This is a genomic window from Bradyrhizobium sp. JR3.5 (assembly GCF_054057015.1).
In genome coordinates this window covers 1950726-1972756 of the sequence record NZ_JBSRYV010000001.1, presented here as the reverse complement: position 1 = coordinate 1972756, position 22031 = coordinate 1950726, and the positions used below count along the sequence as shown (strand labels likewise).

The window sequence follows — 22031 nt, the reverse complement described above, 5'->3', positions numbered from 1 at the left end:
CGGCGCCGCGAATCGCCTTGCTGCCCGACAAAACGGTATGTCAGGCCAATTATCGATTGCAAGCAAACGCGCCAGTCTGTGGTCCTGATTAACTCAGAACCACAAACATGGCGCGACAAGCGATGTTGACGTGAAGGTGTTTAGCGGCCGTCTGGCGTGCGTACGCCGGCCCAGTTGTCGCGCACCTGCTGGTAATGCACGGTGGGATCATAGACGTTGGTCGAAAGGCCCATCACCTGCGGTGACAGCCGGCCAATCGCGCTCAGCACGTTGTAGGATGCAACGACGCGGTCGTGTTGCGCGGTGACGAGCGCATTGCGCGCATTGACCAGCGCCTGCTGCGCGTTGAGCACGTCGAGCGTGGTGCGCTGACCGGCCTTGGCCTCTTCGCGCACGCCGTTCAGCGCGATTTCGGACGCGGTCACCTGCGCCTGCGCCGACGCCACCTGCGACTTGCCGGCGACCAGCTGGCCCCATGCGGTGACGACGTTGGCGCGCGCCTGATCCCTGGTCTGTTCCAGGACCAGACGCTGCTGCGCCAGCGATTCCTTCGACTGCCGGATCAGCGAGTATTCAGTGCCGCCCTGATAGATCGGCACCGACACCTGAACCTGCGCCGCTGCATTGAAGCTGCGGTTCACCGACAATTGTTGCTGGTAGCCTTCGGTCACTGACGCCTGCAAGCCAACCGTCGGCAGCAGCGCGCCTTCGGCAACCTTGGTCTGCAGGAAGTTGACGTCGACGCCGTACATCGCGGACGTGACGTTCGGATTCTGGGTCAGGCTGAGTTCGACGGCGGCCGCAAGCGTCGCCGGCAGGAAGCGGTCGACCGGCGAGCCGGGCGCGAGATTCTGCGGCTCGTTGCCGATGATGCGGCGGAAGTTCGACCGCGTCGTCGTCAGGTTCGATTCCGCAGTGAGCTGCTGGGTCTTGCCAGCCGCGAGCTGTGCCTCGGATTGCGCCACGTCCGTCCGCGTCACCTCACCTACGTTGAAGCGATCCTGGGTCTGCTTCAGCGTCTGCTCCAGCACCCGCGTGTTGCTGCGCTGGACCTCGACGATCGCAGCGTCGCGCAGATAATCCATGTAGATGGTCGCGGCGCTCAGGATCACGGTCTGCTCGAGCACGCGCAGACCTTCGCGCGCCGACGACACCTGGCTCTCGGCAGCGCGCACCCGTTGCGGCGTCTGCGCGTTGAACAGTGACTGGTTCACCGTCAGGCCGGCGCTGGCCGGATTTTGGGTGCCGTGGATCGCGTCCTTGATGAGCGTCTGCTGCTGGTCGGTGTACTGATATCCGCCGTTCACGGTCAGCGCGGCGCGCGGGCGATAGCCTGACAGCGCCTGGGGAACGTTTTCGTCGGTCGCCCTGACCAGCGCGCGTTGCGCGTTCAGCTGGGGATTGTTCTGGTAGGACCGCACCAGCGCGGCCTCGATAGTGTCGGCGAGCGCGGGCACGGGGCCCATCTCCGCCAACAGAAGGACGGCAGTCGCAGCCGCGGTGATAGCTTTCACCCCTCGCATCCCCGGTAATCCAATCATTGTAGTCGCCGTCTCCACACGCAAGTCAGTCCGGCGGTCGCTTCAGATGAAGTGAGTCCCGCCTCACCTTAGTCCGCAGCTAAGGGCAACGGAACTACCCCGCAACGGAACGCGGTCGAAACTCTTCACGTGGGGCAAACGGGCCACACTTCTGATTCGGAATGGGATTTTATCAGCCAGTGCGCCGCGGTAGCGGTCAGAAGACGAACGCTGGAACCCGTTCCAATCCGGGCAGCACGGGGGCCGTGGCGTCGAACAGCTCGCGATGTCCGAAATCCCCGTGGGAATGAGTCACAAGGGTGGCGCGCGGCGGCGGCCTCAGGCCGAACACCCCGACCAGCCGGCCCCCCTCCTTGAGCTGGCCGAACAGCCCGGTCGGGATAATCTCGGTCGCACCGTTGAGAACGATGACGTCATATGGCGCGCCGGCGGCGTCACCGTCGGCAGCTGCTGCGGTCTTGACGGTCACATTCTGGATGCCGAGCTGGGCGAACGCTGCGGAGGCCTTTGCGGCCAGCGCCGGATCGCTTTCGGTTGCGCTGACCTCGGCGGCAAAGTGCGCCACGATGGCGGCGGCGTAGCCGGTCGCGCAGCCGACCACCAGGACGCGGTCGGTCGCCTTGATCTCGGCGGCTTGCAGTATCCTGGCGAGCAACGCCGGCGTAATCAGGCAGCGCCTGACCGCGCCGCCCTCGGTCACGTCGAGATCGAGGTCCAGATAAGCCAGCGCCTGCTTGCCGGCCGGCACGAACACCTCGCGCGGCACGGTCAGCATGGCTTCGAGAATACGATCGTCGGTCACGTCGCTCGGACGCACCTGACCATCCACCATGTACTGGCGCGCGGTCGAAAAACCGGTCATTGGCGGGACCCTGCAAGTCGCGGCATTGCCGCTGGAGAAGCTAGAACAGGGCCATCTTTTGGAACAAGCTCCGCCAAAACGCAACACGCCGTTGGCATGCAAAACGCGCTCCCAAAATGCGCGCCGATGCGCCCTATTCGATCGTGACGGCAAGCCGGCCGATCAGGCGGACTACTTCATCGAGATGCTCGGAATCATGCTCCTCGACGGCCCTCGCGAGCCGGCGGACACACTCATCGTCGCTGATGTCGGGAGTATCGCTCGGAACAAGCGTCGGCTGCGGCATCGACAGGTCGATCAGGTTAATGGCCATCAAAATCACCTCTCAAGACCCGGCAGGACGAAGTGTCGACGGTTATTGAGTCGATTTGACGACGTTTTTTGTCTGTCCGTAGCGGACCACAGGCTTGTGATGGGTGTTGAAGGGGTCTTGATGGGGCCAAAACTGGCTCCCCGGGCTGGATTCGAACCAGCGACCATTCGATTAACAGTCGAATGCTCTACCGCTGAGCTACCGAGGAATAGGCGAACAAAACGTTCGCGAGCGGGCAGCGTATAACAAAGCCTTTCGGCCTTGCAAAGAACCAAATGGGCCTCCGGCGAAACTTTAGCGGGGCACGGTAAACCTCTGCGGTGCAAGGCTTTGCCGGCGTTCCAGGGCGATGCAGGCCTGTCCCGGTTGTCCCGTTATCTGCGCCGCGGGCGCAAGGAAACACCGTCAAACACCGTCGGGTGCGGCCATTCCGCCGCGCCGCTGATTCTTCCGCGGGCACACCCCGCCCCCGACGTCATTCCACGATGGACGAGGTGGTCTTGGTGCCGGGGTCGTAGCGCAGCCTCAGGACGTTGAGCTTGCAGAGATTGACGTTCTTCCACAGCACCGATCCATTTTAGTTGGCCCAGTCGACCTTGCGAAGCGCCTCTCTGGAAAGCGCTCTATCGCGCGGCGATGGCGGCAATGAACAGCGCCGTCGCCGCAAGCGAAGCGATGGTCCGCAGGTGGTTCCAGAAGGTCCAATCGGTCAGGTAGCGCGCCCAGACCGGCACGGCCGCGGTGCTCGCGGGATCTGTGGCCGCAAGCTGATCGTTCAGCGGCACGTTGAAGACGACCGTGACGACGAACATCCCGACGACATAGAGGCCGCCGCCACAGATCATCGCAAGCGCGCCCGGCTCCTGCCATCGCAACCCGCCGAGCACGACCAGCACGGCGCAAGACAGCGTGGTGCCGAGAAAAACCGGCATGAACAGCGAGCGCACGATGTCGACATTGATCGCGTTCATCGCCGAGATGCCGGCGGCCTGGTCGATGCGGCCGAGCGCGCTCATGACGAACGCCGAGAACGCGAAATAGAGCCCGGCAAGCAGGCCGCAGCCAAGCGCGGAAAACCACAGCAAGCCCGAGGTCAGGATATTGCGCATCGCTCCACCCCCAAAAGCGAGAAGTACTCGCATTTGTAAAATGCGATAAACTCTCGTATTTGAGACGTCAACCCCGATTGCGGAGGAGACAGATGGCGAGACGAAAGGCCGCCCCCGCGGCAGTCGCAGGGGCCGCGCCCGGGGCGGAGGCCCCCCTACCCGGGCTGGCGCGGCTTGCTCCGACGCAGCGGCGCAGCCGCGAGCGGTTCGAGCGCATCCTCGCCTGCGCCACCGAGATCATGGCGGAGAAAGGCAGCGAGGCCTTCCGCATGAGCGACATCGTCGAACGCAGCGGCGTCGCATTCGGCTCGCTTTATCAATATTTCCCCGACAAGGCCGCGATCATCGGCACGCTGGCGGAACGGCATAACGCGGTCGGGCGCGATTGCGTCAGGCGCGATCTGGCCGCGGTCTCGTCCGCGCGCGACCTGCACCCGGCGCTATGCCGGATCGTCGATAGTTACTACGAGATGTTCATGCGCGAGCCTGTGATGCGCGACATCTGGCAGGCGACGCAGGCCGACCGCGCCCTGCAGAAGCTCGATGCGGACGACATGGCCGTGCTCTCCGGCCTGTTGTCCGACGCAGTCAGGCGGGTTGCGCCCACCATGCCGGCTGCCAGCCTCACCACCTTCTCGGGACTGACGATGACGCTGATCGCAGCCGCCGTGCGTCACGCGATCACGCTGCCGCCGCGGAAGGCGCGGCAGGTGCTGACACAGTTCAAGACCATGCTGCCGGGAGACCTCGCCGGGCTGGCATGACCGCGATCGTGCCGATGTCGGGAATTTCCCTTTCGCTGCGGCGATAGACAGCGAGCGTAGACGATCTACGCCGTTCGGGAGCGGCTCGCTGCACCGACGCCGTCCCGCTGGCGGACCATGCCGGCAAGAGCTGAGGATCGATGCGACATGGGATCGCCGACCATCCTGCGAAGCTTGCCTCCGCTGTCACGTCTCCCTAAAATTCCTGCGATATTTGACGGCTATGAATACTGCCGGGAAGTCCGGGAAGAGTTTTTCGCAAGATGTGATTTGTCTCACACGAGGAGCCGGCCGTGCCGACCTAGGTTCCCCACGGGGTCATCATCCATTTACCAAAGCGGGTGCCATCGTTCTTTTCATAAAATTCGAACGAATCGCTCAATCCGGACCGAACACAGTTTTGCGATCATGGTGCTCTCGAACCTCGGAGAGCGCGATGAGCGAAGTCGAATTTGATCTGCTGCTGGACGTCGTGCGTACGGCGATCGCGCCAATTGCTCAGGAGGATTTCGTGGCCCAACCGTCGCCCCGCATTCAGCCGCCGCCGCGCGCGGCGAATGACAACCAGGCGCCGTGGCCGCTGATTCCGTTTCCTGAAGGCTGGTACGCCGCAAGCTAATGCGGCTTCTCATTTGTCGGCTGCAAGCCATTGATGAGATGAGTGGAGGCCACGACCAGAATTGAACTGGTGTACACGGTTTTGCAGACCGTTGCGTAACCACTCCGCCACGTGGCCCCTTGCGGCGCACTTCATATACGCCCTCACTGCGATAGGCAACCAAGCCGGACAGCTAACGTCGGCGCTTCCGGAAGTCCCGCTTCTTCGGTTTTGGCGCCAATTCCGGCATTTCGGCCTGCACTTCGCGGAATCTCGCCAGCATCCGCTCGAAACTATCAGTTAACGTTGCCGCGATATCCGGCCGCTTTTCCAGCCCGGCCAGCAGGATCGCGGCCGCCTCGATGGTGGACAGGCCGTCGCGCCGCGGTTCCCGGCGCAGCTTGCCGTACAGCGAGGGCTGTTTCGGCCCGAGAATCACCCGCTGGCACTTCAGCATCCAGGCGTTGCGCCACCACAGCGCCTTTGCCTGGCTCCAGGTGCCGTCGAGCAGCACGATGCCCTCGATGTCGGAGAGGATCGCGCGCTGGTGCGGCTCCAACTGACCCTTGCGGTTGATCGCAACGATCTCGGCGTCGGTATCGAGATCCTCGACCTTGGCCGAGCCGAGATAGAGCACCGCCCAGCGCGACGGATCGGGCACCGGCCGGCCGAGCGCCTTGGCAAGGCTCGGCCAGGACAGTCCGATCCGCACCACCGCATTCTCAAAGTGCCGTGCGGTGAGCCGCGCCGTACCGAGCGCCCTGTCCTGCTCCTGCGGGTGCTGCAGGATCAGGAGCTGAATCCGGCTTTTGATCGGCGTGACGCTGTCGCAGATGCACAGCGGCATCGGCTTGCCGCAATGCGGACACTCCGGGATCTCGGTGGCAAGTTCGGTCTTTGCTTCGGTCGGTTCGGACATCGCTTCGCTATACGCGTGCGAAGCCGTTCAATCCAACCTATTCCGCTGGCGCGTGCACGCCTGACGGCGACGGGCGCCGGCGCAACCGGTCGATCAGGAGATAGATCACCGGCGTGGTGTAGAGCGTCAGGATCTGCGACACGAACAGGCCGCCGATGATGGTGATGCCGAGCGGCCGCCGCAGCTCGGTGCCCGGGCCGGTCGCGATCACCAGCGGAATGCCGGCGAACAGCGCGGCCATCGTCGTCATCAGGATCGGGCGGAAGCGCGCCCGGCAGGCCTCGAAGATCGCATCCCGGGACGACAGGCCCTGATGCCGCTCGGCCTCGAGCGCGAAGTCGACCATCATGATGCCGTTCTTCTTGACGATGCCGATCAACAGGATGATGCCGACAAAGGCGATCACGGTCAGCGGCGTGTTGGTGACCTGCAACGCCAGCAACGCGCCGAGCCCGGCCGACGGCAAGGTCGAGATGATCGTGATCGGATGCGCCAGGCTCTCATAGAGCACGCCGAGCACGATATACATCGCGACCAGCGCGCCGAGGATCAGCAGCGGCTGCCGCCCGCTGGTCTTGTTGAAGTCGCCGGCATTGCCGTCGAAGCTGCCGCGAATGCCCTCGGGCATGTGCAGCTCGTCGACCGCCTGCTGGATGTTCGTGGTCGCGACCTCCAGCGGCACGTCCGGCAGCAGGTTGAACGACACCGTGGTCGAGGGGAAGCCGCCGGAGTGATAGACGGCGAGCGCCGACAGTCCGCGCTGGTAGTGCACGAGCGCCGACAGCGGCACCTGCACGTCATTGGCGCCGGCGACATAGATGCGCTCGAGGTTCGACGGGTCGCTCTGGAATTTCGGATCGATCTCCAGCACCACCACGTACTGGTTGCGCTGAGTGTAGATGTACGAGATCTGCCGCTGCGAGAACGCGTTGTTGAGCGCATTGTCGATGTCCTGCACCCGGACGCCGAGGCTGGAGGCGATCTTGCGGTCGATCACGAGGTTGAGCTGCAAGCCGCCGGGGTCGCGGTCGGCGGAGACATCGGTGATGCCCTCCACCGTCTCCATGCGCTTGGCGACGAGCGGCGCCCATTTCTGCAACAGATCGAGATCGGTCGAGGCGAGCGTGTACTGGTAGTCGGAATCGCTCTGCCGGCCGCCGGTGCGGATATCCTGGGCGGCGAACATGAACAGGCGGATACCCGGCACCATGAACAGATTGCGGCGCAGCCGATCGATCACCTGCGCGGTCGACAGGCCTCCCCGCTCCTCCGGCGGCTTCAGGCTGATGAACATGGTGCCGCGATTGGAGGTGGCGCCGCCCGGGCCGCCGCCGGAGCCGACCGACGAGCCGATGCCAGCGACCGCGGGGTCCGCCATCACGATGTCGGCGAGCCGCTGCTGCAGACCGAGCATCGATTGGAACGAGATGTCGGCAGAAGCGCGGGTCGCCCCGATCACGAAGCCGCTGTCGTCGGTCGGGAAATAGGCCTTGGGCGTCTTGACGTACAGCACCACCGTCAGCGCGACGGTGGCGAAGAACACCACCAAGGTCAGGAAGGGATAGCCGAGCACGATGCGCAGGGTCAACGCATAGAACGCCACGACGCGCGACAGCGTGCCCTCGATGACACGATCGTACCAGGTGGCACGATCCGAGGTCGCCTCCTTGATGTAGTGCGCGCAGATCATCGGCGTGATCGTCACCGACACCAGGGTCGACACGATGATGGCAAACGTCAGGGTCAGCGAGAATTCGCGCAGCAGGCGGCCGACGATCCCGTCCATGAAGATCAGCGGCGTGAAGGCCGCGATCAGCGACAGCGAGATCGACAGCACCGTGAAGCCGATCTGCTTGGCGCCTTCAACCGCGGCCGGATATGGCGCCATGCCCTGCTCGAGATTGCGGTACATGTTTTCGATCATCACGATGGCGTCGTCGACCACGAAGCCGACGGAGATCGCGAGCGCCATCAGCGACAGATTGTCGATCGAGAAGCCGGCAAGCCACATCCCGGCGCAGGTGCCGGCCAGCGCCAGCGGCACCGAAACGCCGGCTGCGATCGTCGGTACGATCCTGCGCAGGAACACGAACACCACGACCATCACCAGCATGGCGGTCGCCAGCAGCGTGAACTGCATGTCCTGGACGCTGGCGCGGATCGTTCCGGTACGATCGACCAGGGTCGAGATCTCGACGCCGGCCGGGATCCACTGCTTCAGTTCCGGCAGCATCCTGCGAACGCCGTCGACGGTGTCGATGACGTTGGCGTCGCCCTGCTTGGTGATCTGGATCAGCACCGCGGGCTGCTTGTTGAACCAGGCGATCGAGCGCGAGTTGCGGACGGAATCCTCGACCTCGGCAACATCCGAGAGGCGGACGAAATTGCCGTTCGAGCTCTTGATGACGATATCGCGGAACTCGGCCGCGGTGCGCATCTGCTTGTTGATCGAAAGCGTCTCGCTCAGCCGGTCGCCATTGAAGATGCCGACCGGGCCCAGCGGATTGGCATTGATGATCGCAAGCCGGACGTCGTCGGTCGCGATCCCGGCATTCGCCAGCGACACCGGATTGAGCGCGATGCGCACCGCCGGCTGGTCGGCGCCGCTGACGGTGACCTCGCCGACACCTGGCACCTGCGAGATGCGCTGCGCCAGCACGGTGTCGGCGACGTCGTACATCGCGCTGGTCGAGATCGTCTTCGAGGTCAGCGCCAGCACGAACACGGGTGCCGCGGCCGGATTGGCCTTGCGGAACTTGGGTAGCGACGGCAGGTCGCTCGGCAGATCGGCGAGCGAGGCATTGATCGCGGCCTGCACGTCGCGCGCGGCGCGGTCGATATTGCGGCCGATCGAGAACTGCACCTGGATGCTGGTGGTGCCGAGCGAACTCGTCGAGGTGATCTGGTCGACCCCCGAAATGGTGCCGAGCTTGCGCTCCAGCGGCGCGGCGACGGTCGCAGCCATCACCGAGGGATCGGCGCCGGGCCGCGACGCCGACACCCGGATGGTCGGGAAGTCGACATTCGGAACCGACGACACCGGCAGGAATTCGTAGGCGACGATCCCGACCAGGAACAGCCCGATCGCCAGCAAGGTGGTGCCCACCGGCCGGCGGATGAAGGGCTCGGAGATCGAGATCACTGCATGCCCTCGGTGGCGCCTGCGATCGGCGGACCGCTGGGGCCGGGCTCAGGCACGGCCCGCTCGATCCGACGGTTGAGCCGGTCGAGCGCAAGATAGATCACCGGCGTGGTGTAGAGCGTCAGCAGCTGGCTCAGCAGCAGGCCGCCGATGATCGAAATACCGAGCGGGAAGCGCAGCTCGGCGCCGGTGCCGCTCTCGATCGCGAGCGGCAGCGCGCCGAACAGCGCCGCCAGCGTCGTCATCATGATCGGCCGGAACCGCAACAGGCAGGCCTGCACGATCGCATCATAGGACGACATGCCCTGATGCCGCTCGGCCTCCAGCGCGAAGTCGATCATCATGATCGCGTTCTTCTTGACGATGCCCATCAGCAGGATGATGCCGATCAGGCCGATCACCGAGAGGTCCTGCCCGCACAGCATCAACGCCAGGATCGCGCCGACGCCGGCCGAGGGCAGCGTCGACAGGATCGTGATCGGGTGGATGTAGCTCTCGTAGAGCACGCCGAGCACGATGTAGATCGTGATGATCGCCGCCAGGATCAACCAGGGCTGTCCGGCCAGCGAGCGCGCGAATTCGGCGGCGTCGCCGGAATAGATCCCGACGATGCTGCTGGGCATCCCGATCCGGGTCTCGATCGCCTTCACCGCCTCGACCGCGTCGCCAAGCGCCTCGCCCGGCGCCAGGTTGAAGCTCAGCGAAACCGACGGGAATTGCGCCTGGTGCGAGATCGCGAGCGGCGCCGTGGTGCGTACCAGCGTCGCCACCGCCGACAGCGGCACCTGCGCGCCGCCGGCGCCCGGCAGATAGAGCTTGTCGAGGATCGATGGGTCGCGCTGATACATCGGCAGCGCCTCGAGCACCACGCGGTACTGGTTGGCCTGGCCGTAAATGGTCGAGATCTGCCGCTGCGCGAAGGCGTCGTTCAGCGTGTCGGTGACGCCCTGCAGACTGACGCCGAGCTGGCCGGCGCGCTGGCGGTTGACGTCGAGCGCCGCGCGCAGGCCGCCATCCTGCGCTTCCGAGGAGACATCGCGGAAGATCGGGTCGCGCCGCATCTCGGCGACCAGCTTCTGCGACCATTGCGAGACCTCGGCGGCATCGGTCGCGGTCAGCGTGTACTGGTATTGCGAGCGGCTCGACTGGGTCGAGATCTGCACGTCCTGCACCGGCTGGAAGTAGACGGTCATGCCGGGGACCGTTGCGATCTTCTGCTTGAGTCGCTCGATCACCTTGACGACGCCGTCACGCCGCTGGTCGAGCGGCTTCAGCGTCATCACCAGGCGGCCGACATTGGTGGTCGGATTGACCGAGCCGGCGCCGATCACCGAGACCACGCCGACCACGTCGGGGTCGGCCTTGATGAGGTCGGAGACCTCGCTCTGGCGTCGCTGCATCTCGGCGAACGAAACGTCGCGGCCGGCCTCGGTCACCGCCGTGATCGATGACGTGTCCTGCAGCGGCAGGAAGCCCTTCGGCGCCAGCACATACATGATGAGCGTCAGCGCGATGGTCGCGAACGTCACCAGCAGCGTCGCGCGCTGGCGCTGCAGCACCCAGAGCAGCGTGCGATGATAGAATTCCACCATGCGGTCGATGAAGCGGCTGACCGCGGCAAGGCCCGGGACCGCCATCTCTTCGTGGATGTTCTTGAGCAGCCGCGAGCACATCATCGGCGTCAAGGTCAGCGAGACGATCGCCGAGGTCACGACCGCGATCGTCAGGGTCAGCGCGAATTCGCGGAACATGCGGCCGACCAGGCCGGACATGAACAACAGCGGGATGAACACCGCGATCAGCGACACCGTCAGCGAGATCACGGTGAAGCCGATTTCGCTGGCGCCCCTCAGCGAGGCCTCCATCACCGTCTCGCCGCCTTCCATATGGCGGACGATGTTCTCGATCATCACGATGGCGTCGTCGACCACGAAACCGGTTCCGATGGTCAGCGCCATCAGCGACAGATTGTCGAGGCTGAAGCCCGCGAAATACATGACGCCGAAGCTCGTGATCAGCGACAGCGGCAGCGCGACGCCGGCGATCAGGGTCGCGCGCAGCGACCGCAGGAACAACAGCACCACCAGTGTCACCAGCACGACGCTCAGAATCAGCGTGAACTGCACGTCGTGGACCGAAGCGCGGATCGTCACGGTGCGGTCGGAGACCACGGTCAGCTTGACGCCGGCCGGGACGGCCCGCTGCAATCGCGGGATTTCGCCGCGGATCTGCTTGACGACGTCGATGACGTTGGCGCCGGGCTGGCGCTGGATATCGATGATGACGGCCGGCGTGCCCTGGTACCAGCCGCCGGTGCGATCGTTCTCGAGCCCGTCGACGATCTGCGCGACATCGCCGATCGTCACCGGCGAGCCGTTGCGATAGGCGATGATGATCGGCCGGTAGGCGTCGGCGGCGGCGATCTGGTCGTTGGCGGCGATGGTATAGGACTGCTGGGCGCCGTCGAGCGAGCCCTTCGGCCCCGACACGTTGGCGCCGGCGATCGCGTTGCGCAGATCCTCCATCGCGATGCCATAGGCCGCAAGCCGCGCCAGATCGGCCTGCACGCGCACCGCGGGCTTCAATCCGCCAAGGATCGAGACCCGGCCGACGCCGGAGATCTGGCTCAGCCGCTGGCCGAGAATGGTATCGGCAAGATCGCTCATCGCCCGCAGCGAGATCGTGTCCGAGGTCAGCGCCAAGGTCATGACCGGCGCGTCCGCCGGATTCACCTTGGCGTAGACAGGCGGGTACGGCAGCGTCTTCGGCAGAATGCCGGCGGCGGCATTGATCGCGGCCTGGACGTCCTGGGTGGCGCCGTCGATATCGCGGTTGAGGTCGAACTGCAGCGATATCTGGCTGACGCCGAACGAGCTGGTCGAGTTCATCGACGACAGCGACGGAATCTGCCCGAGCTGCCGCTCCAGCGGCGCCGTGATCAGCGAGGCCACCACGTCGGGGCTCGCGCCCGGCAGTTGCGTCGTCACCTGTACGGTCGGGAAGTCGACCTGCGGCAGCGCCGAGACCGGTAAAGCCCAATAGCCCAGCGCGCCGCCGATCATCAGGGCGATGCCGAGCAGCGAGGTGGCGATCGGCCGGCGGATGAACGGTTCGGAGACGCTCATGGCTGCGTGCTCGCTGTTAGGTCGGACATTACGAGGTCAGGATGTCGGTCATGGCTGCGCCTTCGGCGCGCCGCCCGACTGTTCGCCCCCTGCCGCCGGCGCGGGTGCCGGTCCGGTCTGCCCCTTCTGATCGCCCTCGCTGTGGTCGCGTCGGCCGCGATGCTCGCCGTTCTTGCCCTGCCCGTCCTGCTTGGCGTCTTTGCTCTGGTCCTTGCCCTGGTCCTTGCTTGGGCCCTCGCCTTGCGCCCCGCGCTTGCCGTCGGGCGTGCGGCTGCGCTTGCGCGGCGCGAGATCGGCTGCCGGCGGCCCGTCGTCCTTGCCGACCACGACCTTGGAGCCATCGGCGAGATTGGCAAAGCCCGTCGTCACGACGCGGTCCGACGTGCTCAGGCCGCTGGCGATGACGGCTTCATGCTCGTTCTGCTGCGTGACCGTGACCGGCTTGGCGGTGACAGTGCTGTCCTCGCCGATGACGTAACTGAACGTGCCGGCGGGACCGCGCTGCACCGCCGAGGTCGGCACCACGATGGCCTGCGGCAAGGTTTCGACCTTGAGCCGCACATTGACGAACTGGCCAGGCCAGAGCTGGTAGCTGGCATTCGGCAATTCGGCCTTCAGCTTCAGCGTGCCGGTGGTCGGATCGACCTGGTTATCGATACCGGTCAGCTTGCCGGTATCGATCACGGTGACGCCGTCATTACCGAACACATCGACCGCAAGCTGGCCCTTCGCCGCCGCGGCGTTGACTCGCATGATCTGCTGCTGCGGCAGGCTAAACCACACCGCGATCGGTTGCAGCTGGGTCAGGATCACAAGCCCGGTGGTGTCGGAGGCGTGGATGATGTTGCCCTGGTCGACCTGGCGCAGGCCGGCGCGGCCGGAGATCGGCGCGACGATCTTGGTGTAGCTCAGGGTCGCGCCCGTATTGTCGATCGCGGCCTGGTCGGCCTTGATCAGCGCCTCCTGCTGCGCCACCAGCGCACGCTGCGTGTCGGCCTGCTGCTTGGAGCCGGCATTGCTGGCGGCCAGCTGCTCATAGCGGGTAAGGTCGAGCTTTTGATTGGTGAGCAGCGCGACGTCCTGCGCCTTCTTGGCGACGGCCTGGTCGTACTGCGCCTGATAGATCGCAGGATCGATCTCGCCCAGCACGTCGTCCTTCTTGACGTCCTGGCCCTCGACGAAGTTCACCTTGAGCAACTTGCCGTCGACCTGCGAGCGCACCGTGACGGTGTTGAGCGCCCTTACCGAGCCGACGCCGTCGAGATAGACCGCCACGTCCTGCACACGCGGCGTGGCCGCGAGCACCGGCACCGGCAGATCGGGCCGCGCGCCCGCGCCGCGCCCGCCGCCTCCATTTTGCTTGGGCTGGAAAGCAAGCCAGCCGAGATAGCCGAGCCCGCCGAGGATCACGAGCGTGATGAGCAGCGATACCATGCGCCCAAGCAGGCGCGAAACCAGGCTCCGCTTGCGTGGGGCTGAGCTTTTCTCGTCGTCCCTCGAGTCGGGCTTAAAGAGCATCGACCGGTCTTTCCATCTTCGGTTCCCAGCCGCCCCCCAAGGCCTGATACAGGCTCACAATCGCCAATAGCCGGGCCAGCTGGGCCTGGGAATAAGCGTCTTCCGCCTGGAACAGGGTCAGCTGCGTGTTTAGCACAGTTACGATGTCGGCGGTGCCGGCCTTGAGCTGCTGCTCGGCGAGATCGAAGGCGCGCCGCGACGACGACAGCACGTCGCGCTGCAGCTGCAGCCGCCGCGTGGTCTCGCGGATCGCGACCAGCGCGTTGTCGACATCGGTGAACGACTGCACGACCGTCTTGCGATAGGTCTGCAGCAACTCATCCTGCCGCGCCTTTGCGTTCTCGAAATTGCCGAGGATCCGGCCGCCGTCGAAGATCGGCTGGGTCATGCCGCCGACCAGATTGAAGAAGGCCGCATGCGGCTGGAACAGCGAGACCAGCGCCTGGCTCTGGTAGCCACCCGTCCCGGTCAGCTGGATGCTCGGGAAGAACTGCGCCCGCGCACTGCCGACATTGGCGGTGGCGGATGCGAGCTGCGCCTCCTGCCTGCGGATATCGGGACGTTGGGTCAGCAATTCGGACGGCAGGCCCGGCGTGACGCGCGGGATCGCGACCGAATTGAGCGAGCCGCCGGCGACGCGTACGCTCTCCGGCGGCCGCGACACCAGCACCGCGAGCGCGTTGATGCTCTGGTCAAGCGTCTGCCGCAGCGGCGGCACCAGCGCGCGCTGGTTGGCCAGCACGCTCTCCTGCTGCGCCACATCGAGATCGGAGCCGGTGCCGGCCTTGAAGCGGTCCCGGATCGCGTTGAGGATGCGCTCGGCGCTGGCGATGTTGCGCTGTGCGGTTCGCAGCCGGTCCTGGGTGGCAAGCACCGTGAAATAGGCGTTGGCGACGCTGGCGAGCGTGGTCAGTGCCACCACCTCGCGGTCGAACCGGTTGGCGACGGCAGTCTCCTCCGCCGCCTGCGCGGCGTCGCGATTCTGGCCCCAGAAGTCGAGCTGGTAGCTCGCGCTCAGCGAGGCGCTGTAGTTCACCACTTCGCGCCCGCCATTGGTGAGGCCGCTGGCGCTGGAGCCGGAGGTGCGTGAGTAGGTTTCAGACCCGTTGAGATTGAGGGTCGGGAGCAGCGCCGCGCCGGCCTGCCGCGCCAACGCGTCGGCCTGGCGGAAGCGCGCCACAGCCGCGGCGATGTCGAGGTTGACGGTCTGCGCCTCCTCCATCAACTGCGTCAGCTCCTTGGAGCGGAAGCCCCGCCACCAGTCGAGCGTCGGAAGCGCGTCGCCCGATCGGCCAAGCCGCGCGGCCTTGTAGCCCTGCGGCACGTCGAGCGCGGGATCGGGGATGTCCTGGGTCAGAATGCAGCCGGCTGAACCCGCGACCAGGCCGAGCGCGACAAGCGATCGTCCCGCGAGCCGTCGCATGCGGACGGCGAGGCCGAACCGGCCTCCAGGCGCCATCACGGACGCGGGCTGGGTCACACCCATTCTCCGCCAAAGCCAGACTTCGCCCGTGGCGCACGAATGACGCAGTCAGCAATGGTCTGGGTGACGTGCACGTAATGCTTCCAATGGAACCTGGCTGTCCCATCCTACCCTTGGGACGATAGGGCGGACAGTCCTGTCACGATTGTGCGACGTCGCATCCACTGTGATTCGCCACCACCCGGACAGACGAGTTTTCCCCATTTTTGCAGCGTTTCCTCGCACCGGAAGCAGTATCCGGGCGTTCTAATTCTAACAAAGATTTCATGGGGATTTCTCGGCCCTGTTGCTTCGAATCCGCAGCTTGCCGTCCCCAACGCGCCGGAATGATCCAGCCGCCGCGATCTGTCGTTACCCCATTGAGAGCTGCGCCCCGCGACAGTGGCGTTCAACCTTCGGGCCCCGACATGACCTACCTCTATGCCTACCTGTCGACACTCATCGTCTTTTTGCTCTGCGACATGGCCTGGCTTGGAACGATGGCGAGCCGATTGTACCGCCCGACGCTCGGCGACATCTTGTCGACGGAGGTCAACCTGCCTCCGGCAATCGCCTTCTATCTGATCTACCCGATCGGGCTCGTGGTGTTCGCGGTGCTCCCGGCGATAAGGTCTGAAAGTCTGGCTCAGGCGGCGCTCAGCGGCGCGCTGTTCGGCTTTTTCAGTTACATGACGTACGATTTGACCAACCAGGCGACTGTGCGGAACTGGACCTTCCAGCTCACTCTGCTCGATCTGACCTGGGGAACACTACTCGGCACCATGTCCGCCACGGCTGCTTGCCTCATTACGGCAAGGCTAGCCGCCTGAAGTCAGCTTCGGAAATGGAAAGAACGGCCGGGTCCGCGCCTGCACGTCGCGAAATTGCTGGCCGCGCGAGCGCAGCATGTGCTGTTCGAGCGGTGGCACGCCGGACACATAGACCAGAACCCAATACATGCAGGCCGGTGCAAGCAACGTGATCCAGCCGACGGGATACGAGGCATCGATCGCGATCAGCGGATAGGCCAGCCAACACAGCCACTCGAAGAAATAGTTCGGATGGCGCGACCACTTCCATAATCCGGCCTCGCAAATCCGATGTCGATTGGCGGGATCGGAGCGGAATTTGCTGAGCTGCGCGTCGGATAATGCCTCCCCGATCAAGCCAGTCAGCAGCAGCACCGCGCCGAACAAATCCGCAAACCCAAGTACGGCTCGCGGGTTATGCGCCGCGATTGCAACGGAGATCGTGAGGATGAGCCCAACTGCCGCCTGGGCCTGGACCTGCAGGAACATCCGCCTGTCGGCCGAGTCGCCCCATTGATCGATCAGGTCGCGATAACGCGGGTCGTCGCCGGCTTTCCAGGTCCGCGACAGAAGATGGCTTCCGAGCCGCAGCGACCAGATCGCGACCAGCAGCGCGACCATGATCTGCCGCGCGGTCGGTACGCCACCTCCTGAGGCCGGAACAAGGCTGGTCACGCAAGCGACCAAGCCGGTGCCAAATGTCCAGCAGACATCGATCCATCCGGTGGCCCCGGTCCGTCGTTGGATCTGCCAGGCGGCCGCCATGACCGCGGACAGCGCAAGGGCCATGATGGCGATCAGCTTGAGCAGGCTCACCGAGCATCTCCCACGAGCGACCGTCACATGCGGATCAACGGCTGCAATAGACGGCCGATCATCCCGTTGAGCTTCAAATCTCCCTGCATTGCGACCAGGCAGATGCAGTCCTCTGTCGAACTGATCCTGACGTCGTGATCCACCGCGCCGTCGCCAAAGTCGAAATCTCCGGGCCCGAAATGGCCGCCGGCATGGACGAAGCTTCCTGACAGCACGCAGGTCATTTCAAAGCCGGTGTGCGTGTGTTCGATCATCCGCGTTCCCGGGCTGGATTTCAGGAGAAAGACGCGCGTCGCGCTCGGCTCGGGCAGCCGGATCGGCCGCAAATGCACCTTTGGTGCGATCCATCTCCACGAACTATCGGGATAGCTGTCCAAAAAGTTCGGCAAACCCGGTACGTCGCGGAATGCCCGCCCCCGGCGCCGCTCCGGCGCGGATGTCCGCGAGGTCTCGTCCAGCCTGCGGGCCACTGCCGCGAGCGCTCCGTCCGACATCGCGGTCGGCGGCAATCCAGTCAGCATCGCGCCGCCGACATGCTCCATCTCGCGTACCACTGCACGGCACTTCGCACAGCCGACCAGATGGGTGGCAACTGCAATATGCTGACCGAGGTCGACCGTGCCGGCTGCGAACATCGCCAACAACTCGTCCGGGGGGTGATGATGGACGGTCATGAGAAGTCATCCAGCAAGCTGCGCAGCCGGACCATTGCCAGCCGCAAGCGTGATTTGACGGTGCCGAGCGGGATATCGAGCGCCCTCGCGATCTCCGCGTGGGCTGTTTCGTGAAAGAAAGATAGTTCGATCACCCGCATCTGCTCGTCCGGCAGCGCAGACAGCGCATCGCGAACCCGCGTCTCGATTTCAGATGCCGCCACCCCGGCGTCGGGCAGTGGTCCCTCATCTTGCTGAAACTCGAGTTCCGTCTGGGACGTATCGATCGTCGGGGTTCGTTTCTGACGACGGAGCGCGTCGATGCGGAGATTTCGCGCGATCGTAAATATCCAGGCTGCGGCACCAGCGCTGCTGGGATCGAACAGGCTGGCCTTCGACCACACTGCGAACAAGGCCTCCTGCGCCAGTTCGTCGGCAAGCTGCTCGCTCGCACCGGAGCGCTTCATGAACGTCTTGATGCGCGGCGCAAAATGCCGAAACAACGCCGCGAAGGCCTCGCGGTCTCTGCGAACAGCAACGGCTTTGATCAGCCGGGCCCATTTGGCGGCATCCGACGTCCCATTTTCGGGAGTTTCACTCAGCATGCCGCGCGGGCACTCCCAATTACTGACAGCTCTGCGACCGCAATACCGGATCGCGTCGGGCCTGACCAGACCGATGATCCCGGAGACATGTCGAGCGGCGGCTGCATTCATGCAACGGAAACGCCATCCGGCCGCGGTTGGATCACTGCCGGTGATCCAACCCGCAATATCCGTCGTTTCCGTCCATGACGCCGCCCGCGCAATCGGCCGGCGCATTGTGTGCCGCTGAGGGATTGTAGTTGAGCAGCGACGGCCGATTGAACATAGCCGTGATCGGGACCGGCATTTCCGGCCTCTCGGCTGCCTGGCTGCTCAGCCAGCGCCACGATGTGACTGTTTACGAGAAGTCCGATCGGATCGGCGGGCATTCCAACACCGTGATAGCGTCCATCGGGCGCGAACGCGTTGCCGTGGATACCGGCTTCATCGTGTTCAACCGGAACACCTACCCTAATCTCGCTGCGCTGTTCCGGCATCTCGACGTCCCTACACAAGCATCGGAGATGTCGCTGTCGGTCTCGCTCGACCGCGGCAATCTCGAATATTCCGGGACCGGCCTCTCGGGTCTGCTGGCGCAGCCCGGCAACCTCCTGCGCCCGCGCTTCTGGTCGATGCTGCGCGACCTCGTCCGGTTCTATAATCGCGCGACACGCGACGCGGCACGGCTGAGCGACGAGACGATCAGCCTCGGCGACTATCTCGTGCAAGGTGGTTATGGCTCAGCGTTCCGCGACGACCACCTGCTACCGATGGCAAGCGCCATCTGGTCGGCGCCTCCGGATGAAATTCTCGCCTTTCCCGCGGCCACGTTCATTCGCTTCCATCACAATCACGGGCTGCTCCAATTGACGAGGCGGCCGCCATGGGAAACCGTGATCGGCGGCAGCCAGGTCTATGTGCAGCGGCTGGTCCAGCCTTTCGCGGACCGGATCAGGCTCGACTGCGGCGTGGTCGGGATACGCCGATCGCCCGGCCGCGTCCTGGTCATGGATGTTCATGGCGAAACGCAGCCGTACGATCACGTCGTGCTGGCAACACACGCAAATCAGGCATTGTCGACGATCGATGACCCGACGCCCGATGAGGCCGAACTGCTCGGCGCGTTCCGCTATACCCGCAACCTAACCGTACTCCACTCCGATCCCAGATTCATGCCCCGACGCAGACCGGCCTGGTCGAGCTGGAATTATGTCGGATCGCGCGACAACGTCGCCGCGCCGGTCGGCGTCACCTATTGGATGAACCGGCTCCAGAACTATTCCCCAGCATTTGCCGCTCTTCGTCACGCTCAATCCGGCGCATCCGCCACACAGCGACACGCTGCATCACACGGAGGTCTACGAGCACCCGATCTTCGATGCCGCCGCAATCGCCGCACAGCGCCGGCTCTGGTCGCTGCAAGGTCAGAAAAACACCTGGTTCTGCGGCGCGCATTTTGGTGCCGGCTTCCACGAAGACGGGCTGCAATCAGGGCTTGCGGTCGCCGAACAGCTAGGAGGCGTGCGGCGGCCGTGGACCGTGTCCGACGAATCCGGACGCATAGCGCTCACCGCGGGCGCCAGGTCGTTGCCCGAACCGGAGCTGCAACCATGATGCTCCGCTCCTGCCTCTATCGCGGCAGCGTGATGCATCGGCGGCTGCGGCCTACCACGCATCGCTTCCGCTATCGTACGTTCTGGTTGCTGCTCGATCTCGACGAGATACCCCTGCTCGCCTCCCGTTTGCGGCTGTTCTCCCGCAACAGATTCAACCTGCTTTGCACTTCACGATGCCGATCACGGCGACGGTAGCGCGACGCCACTGCGCCTGCAGGCCGAACGTTGCCTGATGCAGGCAGGGATCGATATCGCCGGAGGGCCGATCCGGCTCTTCTGCATGCCTCGAACCCTCGGCTACAGCTTCAATCCGCTCAGCATCTATTTCTGCCACCGACATGACGGCCAGCTCGCCGCGATCATCTATCAGGTTCACAACACGTTCGGCGAACGCCACGCCTATGTGGCGTCGGTCGCGGCCGGTGCCGGCACCATTCGGCATGACTGCGGCAAGGCCTTCTATGTGTCTCCCTTCATGGACATGGACGTGTCCTATCACTTCCGGCTGAATCAGCCGGGCGAACATTTTGCGCTCGGTATCAGCGCAAGCGAGAGCGGAGAAACAGTGCTCGGCGCGTGCCTGACGGCGTCACGCCACGAACTCAGCGATCTAGCGCTGTTGCACAACTTCATTGCGGTTCCCCTGGTTACGGTCAAGGTGATCCTGGCGATTCATTGGGAAGCGTTGCGGCTTTGGTCGAAGGGCTTGCGGTTGCGCAGGCGCCCGCAACGCTCCCCGCACGGGATCACGTCCGTGCCCCCTTCACCCCAGCAGCGGATTGACTCGCATGCACTCTGACCACCCGCAGACCGTCCCCGGCCCGCAGCCCGTCGAATGGCCGCCAATGCTGCGCGCGACTGTCGGGAGTTTGCTGCGGCGAATGTTGCGCCGTATCGATTGCGGCGAAATCCTGCTCCAGACGCCAAGTGGGCGCGGCATTGTGATCTCCGGCATGCGGTGCGAGCAGCAGGCACATGTCAGGATTCATGATTGGAAATGCCTGCTGCGGCTGCTCATCGGCGGTGATCTGGGTTTTGCCGAAGGCTTCCTTGCCGGTGAATGGTCGACGCCCGACGTCTACTCGTTCCTGAGCGCGGCTGCGCCGCGTTCGGCCCGCGCCCCCTCGTTCGAGCGTCTGAGGCCGCCGCAGCCTCTCAACTGGCTTCGTCATGCCCTGCTCAATCGCAATACCAGGCGTGGCAGCCGGCGCAACATTCGCGCCCATTACGATCTCGGCAATGATTTCTACCGCCTCTGGCTCGACCCGAGCATGACCTATTCATCGGCGATCTACACCTCGCCACACCAGACGCTCGCGCAAGCCCAACAGAGCAAGCTCGATCGGGTCACCGAACTGCTCGATCTCAACGGCGGCGAGAGGGTTCTCGAGATCGGTTGCGGCTGGGGCGCGTTGGCACGGCATCTTGTCGAACGGGGCGCCCATCACGTCACCGGCCTGACACTGTCGACTGAACAGCTTGGCTACGCTTGTGAGCAACTCGCCGAGCGGGATCTCGCCGACAGAACAACTCTACGCCTGGAGGACTATCGCGATACCAACGGTACGTTTGATCGTGTCGTCTCGATCGAGATGCTGGAGGCGGTCGGCGAGGCGTACTGGCCGCTGTTTTTCGACAATCTGCGGCAACGGCTCGATAAAAAAATCGGCGGCATCGCGTTGCTGCAGGTGATCACGATCGACGAACGTCGCTTCGAGAGCTATCGCAGGCGGCCGGAATTCATCCAGCGATACGTTTTTCCGGGCGGAATGTTGCCGACCGTCGAGATCATCGAACAACTTGTCGACAATTCCGGACTTCGGCTGGTTTCCACTGAGTTCTTCGCTGCCAGCTATGCGCGCACCCTGGCCGATTGGCGCGATCGGTTCCGTGACGCCTGGCCATCGATCGAAGCCCTCGGCTTCGATGTCCGCTTCAAGCGGATGTGGGAGTATTATCTGGCCTATTGCAGGCTCGGCTTTGAAATCGGCGCACTCAATGTGGGGCTGTACAAGATCGAACGACCATCTTGAACTCACCGTGTCGTCCGAATCTGACGCGGTGCGCCGATTGGCAGCAAGATTTGGCCAAATCGCAGCGGATTTTCAAAACGATCTTTCCAGCGTGTCATCCCCCGAACGGCCGACTGGTTAACGCAGACCGCCGCGCGAAATTCGCCGCACTGCAAAAGCCTTCCCCT

18 protein-coding genes, 2 tRNA genes and 1 pseudogene are annotated in these 22031 nt (G+C 64.4%); 7 read left to right on the top strand and 14 right to left on the bottom strand.

Annotated elements, in window-relative coordinates; all coding sequences use genetic code 11:
• Positions 1–140: 140 nt before the first annotated feature.
• The 5 genes from ACVWW1_RS09910 to ACVWW1_RS09890 form a co-directional block, all read right to left on the bottom strand.
• Positions 141–1523 (bottom strand): TolC family outer membrane protein, encoded by a 1383-nt coding sequence (locus ACVWW1_RS09910; RefSeq protein WP_176531366.1) that lies wholly within the window; start codon positions 1521–1523, stop codon positions 141–143.
• A 214-nt stretch (positions 1524–1737) separates the two neighbouring features.
• Positions 1738–2403 carry a protein-L-isoaspartate O-methyltransferase family protein gene (locus ACVWW1_RS09905; RefSeq protein ID WP_456655639.1) on the bottom strand — a complete coding sequence of 222 codons (666 nt, stop codon included), beginning with the start codon at positions 2401–2403 and terminating at the stop codon, positions 1738–1740.
• A gap of 133 nt (positions 2404–2536) precedes the next feature.
• Positions 2537–2716, bottom strand: a complete 180-nt coding sequence (locus ACVWW1_RS09900; protein WP_176531368.1) for a hypothetical protein — start codon at positions 2714–2716, stop codon at positions 2537–2539.
• 133 nt (positions 2717–2849) lie between these two features.
• Positions 2850–2924, bottom strand: a tRNA-Asn gene (locus ACVWW1_RS09895).
• Positions 2925–3339: 415 nt separating this feature from the next.
• Positions 3340–3825 carry an anthrone oxygenase family protein gene (locus tag ACVWW1_RS09890; protein ID WP_456655638.1) on the bottom strand — a complete coding sequence of 162 codons (486 nt, stop codon included), beginning with the start codon at positions 3823–3825 and terminating at the stop codon, positions 3340–3342.
• Between the two features lie 92 nt (positions 3826–3917).
• On the opposite strand from ACVWW1_RS09890, the gene ACVWW1_RS09885 reads away from it, so the two are divergent.
• Together ACVWW1_RS09885 and ACVWW1_RS09880 are read left to right on the top strand one after the other, a co-directional pair.
• Positions 3918–4589: a TetR family transcriptional regulator gene (locus ACVWW1_RS09885; protein WP_456655637.1), complete on the top strand. Its 672-nt coding sequence runs from the start codon at positions 3918–3920 to the stop codon at positions 4587–4589.
• A 436-nt stretch (positions 4590–5025) separates the two neighbouring features.
• Positions 5026–5208 carry a hypothetical protein gene (locus ACVWW1_RS09880; RefSeq protein WP_207839919.1) on the top strand — a complete coding sequence of 61 codons (183 nt, stop codon included), beginning with the start codon at positions 5026–5028 and terminating at the stop codon, positions 5206–5208.
• A 43-nt stretch (positions 5209–5251) separates the two neighbouring features.
• Here ACVWW1_RS09880 and ACVWW1_RS09875 read toward each other — a convergent pair.
• From ACVWW1_RS09875 to ACVWW1_RS09850, 6 genes are all read right to left on the bottom strand, one after another.
• A tRNA-Cys gene (locus ACVWW1_RS09875) sits at positions 5252–5325 on the bottom strand.
• 55 nt (positions 5326–5380) lie between these two features.
• Positions 5381–6106 (bottom strand): tRNA-uridine aminocarboxypropyltransferase, encoded by a 726-nt coding sequence (locus ACVWW1_RS09870; RefSeq protein WP_456655636.1) that lies wholly within the window; start codon positions 6104–6106, stop codon positions 5381–5383.
• A gap of 37 nt (positions 6107–6143) precedes the next feature.
• On the bottom strand, positions 6144–9248 hold the full coding sequence (locus ACVWW1_RS09865) for an efflux RND transporter permease subunit (protein WP_456655635.1): 3105 nt from the start codon (positions 9246–9248) through the stop codon (positions 6144–6146).
• Positions 9245–12373, bottom strand: coding sequence for an efflux RND transporter permease subunit (locus ACVWW1_RS09860; protein WP_456655634.1), 3129 nt, complete (start codon positions 12371–12373; stop codon positions 9245–9247). The genes ACVWW1_RS09865 and ACVWW1_RS09860 overlap by 4 nt, the downstream gene beginning before the upstream one ends.
• 48 nt (positions 12374–12421) lie before the next feature.
• The gene (locus ACVWW1_RS09855) at positions 12422–13891 is read right to left on the bottom strand and encodes an efflux RND transporter periplasmic adaptor subunit (protein WP_456655633.1); all 1470 of its coding nucleotides are present in this window, start codon (positions 13889–13891) and stop codon (positions 12422–12424) included.
• Complete coding sequence (locus ACVWW1_RS09850) at positions 13881–15377, bottom strand: efflux transporter outer membrane subunit (protein ID WP_456655632.1); 1497 nt, start codon at positions 15375–15377, stop codon at positions 13881–13883. Before ACVWW1_RS09850 ends, ACVWW1_RS09855 begins: the two co-directional genes overlap by 11 nt.
• A 404-nt stretch (positions 15378–15781) precedes the next feature.
• Here ACVWW1_RS09850 and ACVWW1_RS09845 point away from each other — a divergent pair, with 404 nt between their 5' ends.
• Positions 15782–16183, top strand: a complete 402-nt coding sequence (locus ACVWW1_RS09845) for a DUF2177 family protein (RefSeq protein ID WP_176531438.1) — start codon at positions 15782–15784, stop codon at positions 16181–16183.
• Here the strand turns inward: ACVWW1_RS09845 and ACVWW1_RS09840 are convergent.
• Genes ACVWW1_RS09840 through ACVWW1_RS09830 form a run of 3 tightly spaced genes read right to left on the bottom strand, consistent with a single transcriptional unit; the run spans position 16172 to position 18452 of the window.
• Positions 16172–16978, bottom strand: coding sequence for a DUF1295 domain-containing protein (locus ACVWW1_RS09840; RefSeq protein ID WP_456655631.1), 807 nt, complete (start codon positions 16976–16978; stop codon positions 16172–16174). The genes ACVWW1_RS09845 and ACVWW1_RS09840 overlap by 12 nt on opposite strands.
• Positions 16979–17001: 23 nt before the next feature.
• Positions 17002–17652: a ChrR family anti-sigma-E factor gene (locus ACVWW1_RS09835; RefSeq protein ID WP_456655630.1), complete on the bottom strand. Its 651-nt coding sequence runs from the start codon at positions 17650–17652 to the stop codon at positions 17002–17004.
• Positions 17649–18452: a sigma-70 family RNA polymerase sigma factor gene (locus tag ACVWW1_RS09830; protein WP_456655629.1), complete on the bottom strand. Its 804-nt coding sequence runs from the start codon at positions 18450–18452 to the stop codon at positions 17649–17651. The genes ACVWW1_RS09835 and ACVWW1_RS09830 overlap by 4 nt, the downstream gene beginning before the upstream one ends.
• Positions 18453–18475: 23 nt before the next feature.
• On the opposite strand from ACVWW1_RS09830, the pseudogene ACVWW1_RS09825 reads away from it, so the two are divergent.
• The 4 genes and pseudogenes from ACVWW1_RS09825 (at position 18476) to ACVWW1_RS09810 (ending at position 21864) form a co-directional block, all read left to right on the top strand.
• Positions 18476–19829: pseudogene (locus ACVWW1_RS09825) on the top strand (NAD(P)/FAD-dependent oxidoreductase).
• A complete protein-coding gene (locus ACVWW1_RS09820) occupies positions 19826–20026 on the top strand; it encodes a DUF1365 family protein (RefSeq protein WP_456655628.1) in 201 nt (66 codons plus the stop codon). Before ACVWW1_RS09825 ends, ACVWW1_RS09820 begins: the two are co-directional and overlap by 4 nt.
• A gap of 10 nt (positions 20027–20036) precedes the next feature.
• A complete protein-coding gene (locus ACVWW1_RS09815) occupies positions 20037–20630 on the top strand; it encodes a DUF1365 domain-containing protein (protein ID WP_456656645.1) in 594 nt (197 codons plus the stop codon).
• On the top strand, positions 20620–21864 hold the full coding sequence (locus ACVWW1_RS09810; RefSeq protein WP_456655627.1) for a class I SAM-dependent methyltransferase: 1245 nt from the start codon (positions 20620–20622) through the stop codon (positions 21862–21864). The genes ACVWW1_RS09815 and ACVWW1_RS09810 overlap by 11 nt, the downstream gene beginning before the upstream one ends.
• The last annotated feature ends 167 nt before the right edge of the window (positions 21865–22031 follow it).

Coding starts and splice junctions, on each gene's coding strand:
- ACVWW1_RS09835 (WP_456655630.1), bottom strand. CDS start 17,652: ATGACCGTCCATCATCACCCCCCGGACGAGTTGTTGGCGATGTTCGCA.
- ACVWW1_RS09855 (WP_456655633.1), bottom strand. CDS start 13,891: ATGCTCTTTAAGCCCGACTCGAGGGACGACGAGAAAAGCTCAGCCCCA.
- ACVWW1_RS09890 (WP_456655638.1), bottom strand. CDS start 3,825: ATGCGCAATATCCTGACCTCGGGCTTGCTGTGGTTTTCCGCGCTTGGC.
- ACVWW1_RS09870 (WP_456655636.1), bottom strand. CDS start 6,106: ATGTCCGAACCGACCGAAGCAAAGACCGAACTTGCCACCGAGATCCCG.
- ACVWW1_RS09885 (WP_456655637.1), top strand. CDS start 3,918: ATGGCGAGACGAAAGGCCGCCCCCGCGGCAGTCGCAGGGGCCGCGCCC.
- ACVWW1_RS09860 (WP_456655634.1), bottom strand. CDS start 12,373: ATGAGCGTCTCCGAACCGTTCATCCGCCGGCCGATCGCCACCTCGCTG.
- ACVWW1_RS09820 (WP_456655628.1), top strand. CDS start 19,826: ATGATGCTCCGCTCCTGCCTCTATCGCGGCAGCGTGATGCATCGGCGG.
- ACVWW1_RS09810 (WP_456655627.1), top strand. CDS start 20,620: ATGCACTCTGACCACCCGCAGACCGTCCCCGGCCCGCAGCCCGTCGAA.
- ACVWW1_RS09910 (WP_176531366.1), bottom strand. CDS start 1,523: ATGCGAGGGGTGAAAGCTATCACCGCGGCTGCGACTGCCGTCCTTCTG.
- ACVWW1_RS09830 (WP_456655629.1), bottom strand. CDS start 18,452: ATGCGCCGGCCGATTGCGCGGGCGGCGTCATGGACGGAAACGACGGAT.
- ACVWW1_RS09880 (WP_207839919.1), top strand. CDS start 5,026: ATGAGCGAAGTCGAATTTGATCTGCTGCTGGACGTCGTGCGTACGGCG.
- ACVWW1_RS09900 (WP_176531368.1), bottom strand. CDS start 2,716: ATGGCCATTAACCTGATCGACCTGTCGATGCCGCAGCCGACGCTTGTT.
- ACVWW1_RS09850 (WP_456655632.1), bottom strand. CDS start 15,377: ATGGGTGTGACCCAGCCCGCGTCCGTGATGGCGCCTGGAGGCCGGTTC.
- ACVWW1_RS09845 (WP_176531438.1), top strand. CDS start 15,782: ATGACCTACCTCTATGCCTACCTGTCGACACTCATCGTCTTTTTGCTC.
- ACVWW1_RS09905 (WP_456655639.1), bottom strand. CDS start 2,403: ATGACCGGTTTTTCGACCGCGCGCCAGTACATGGTGGATGGTCAGGTG.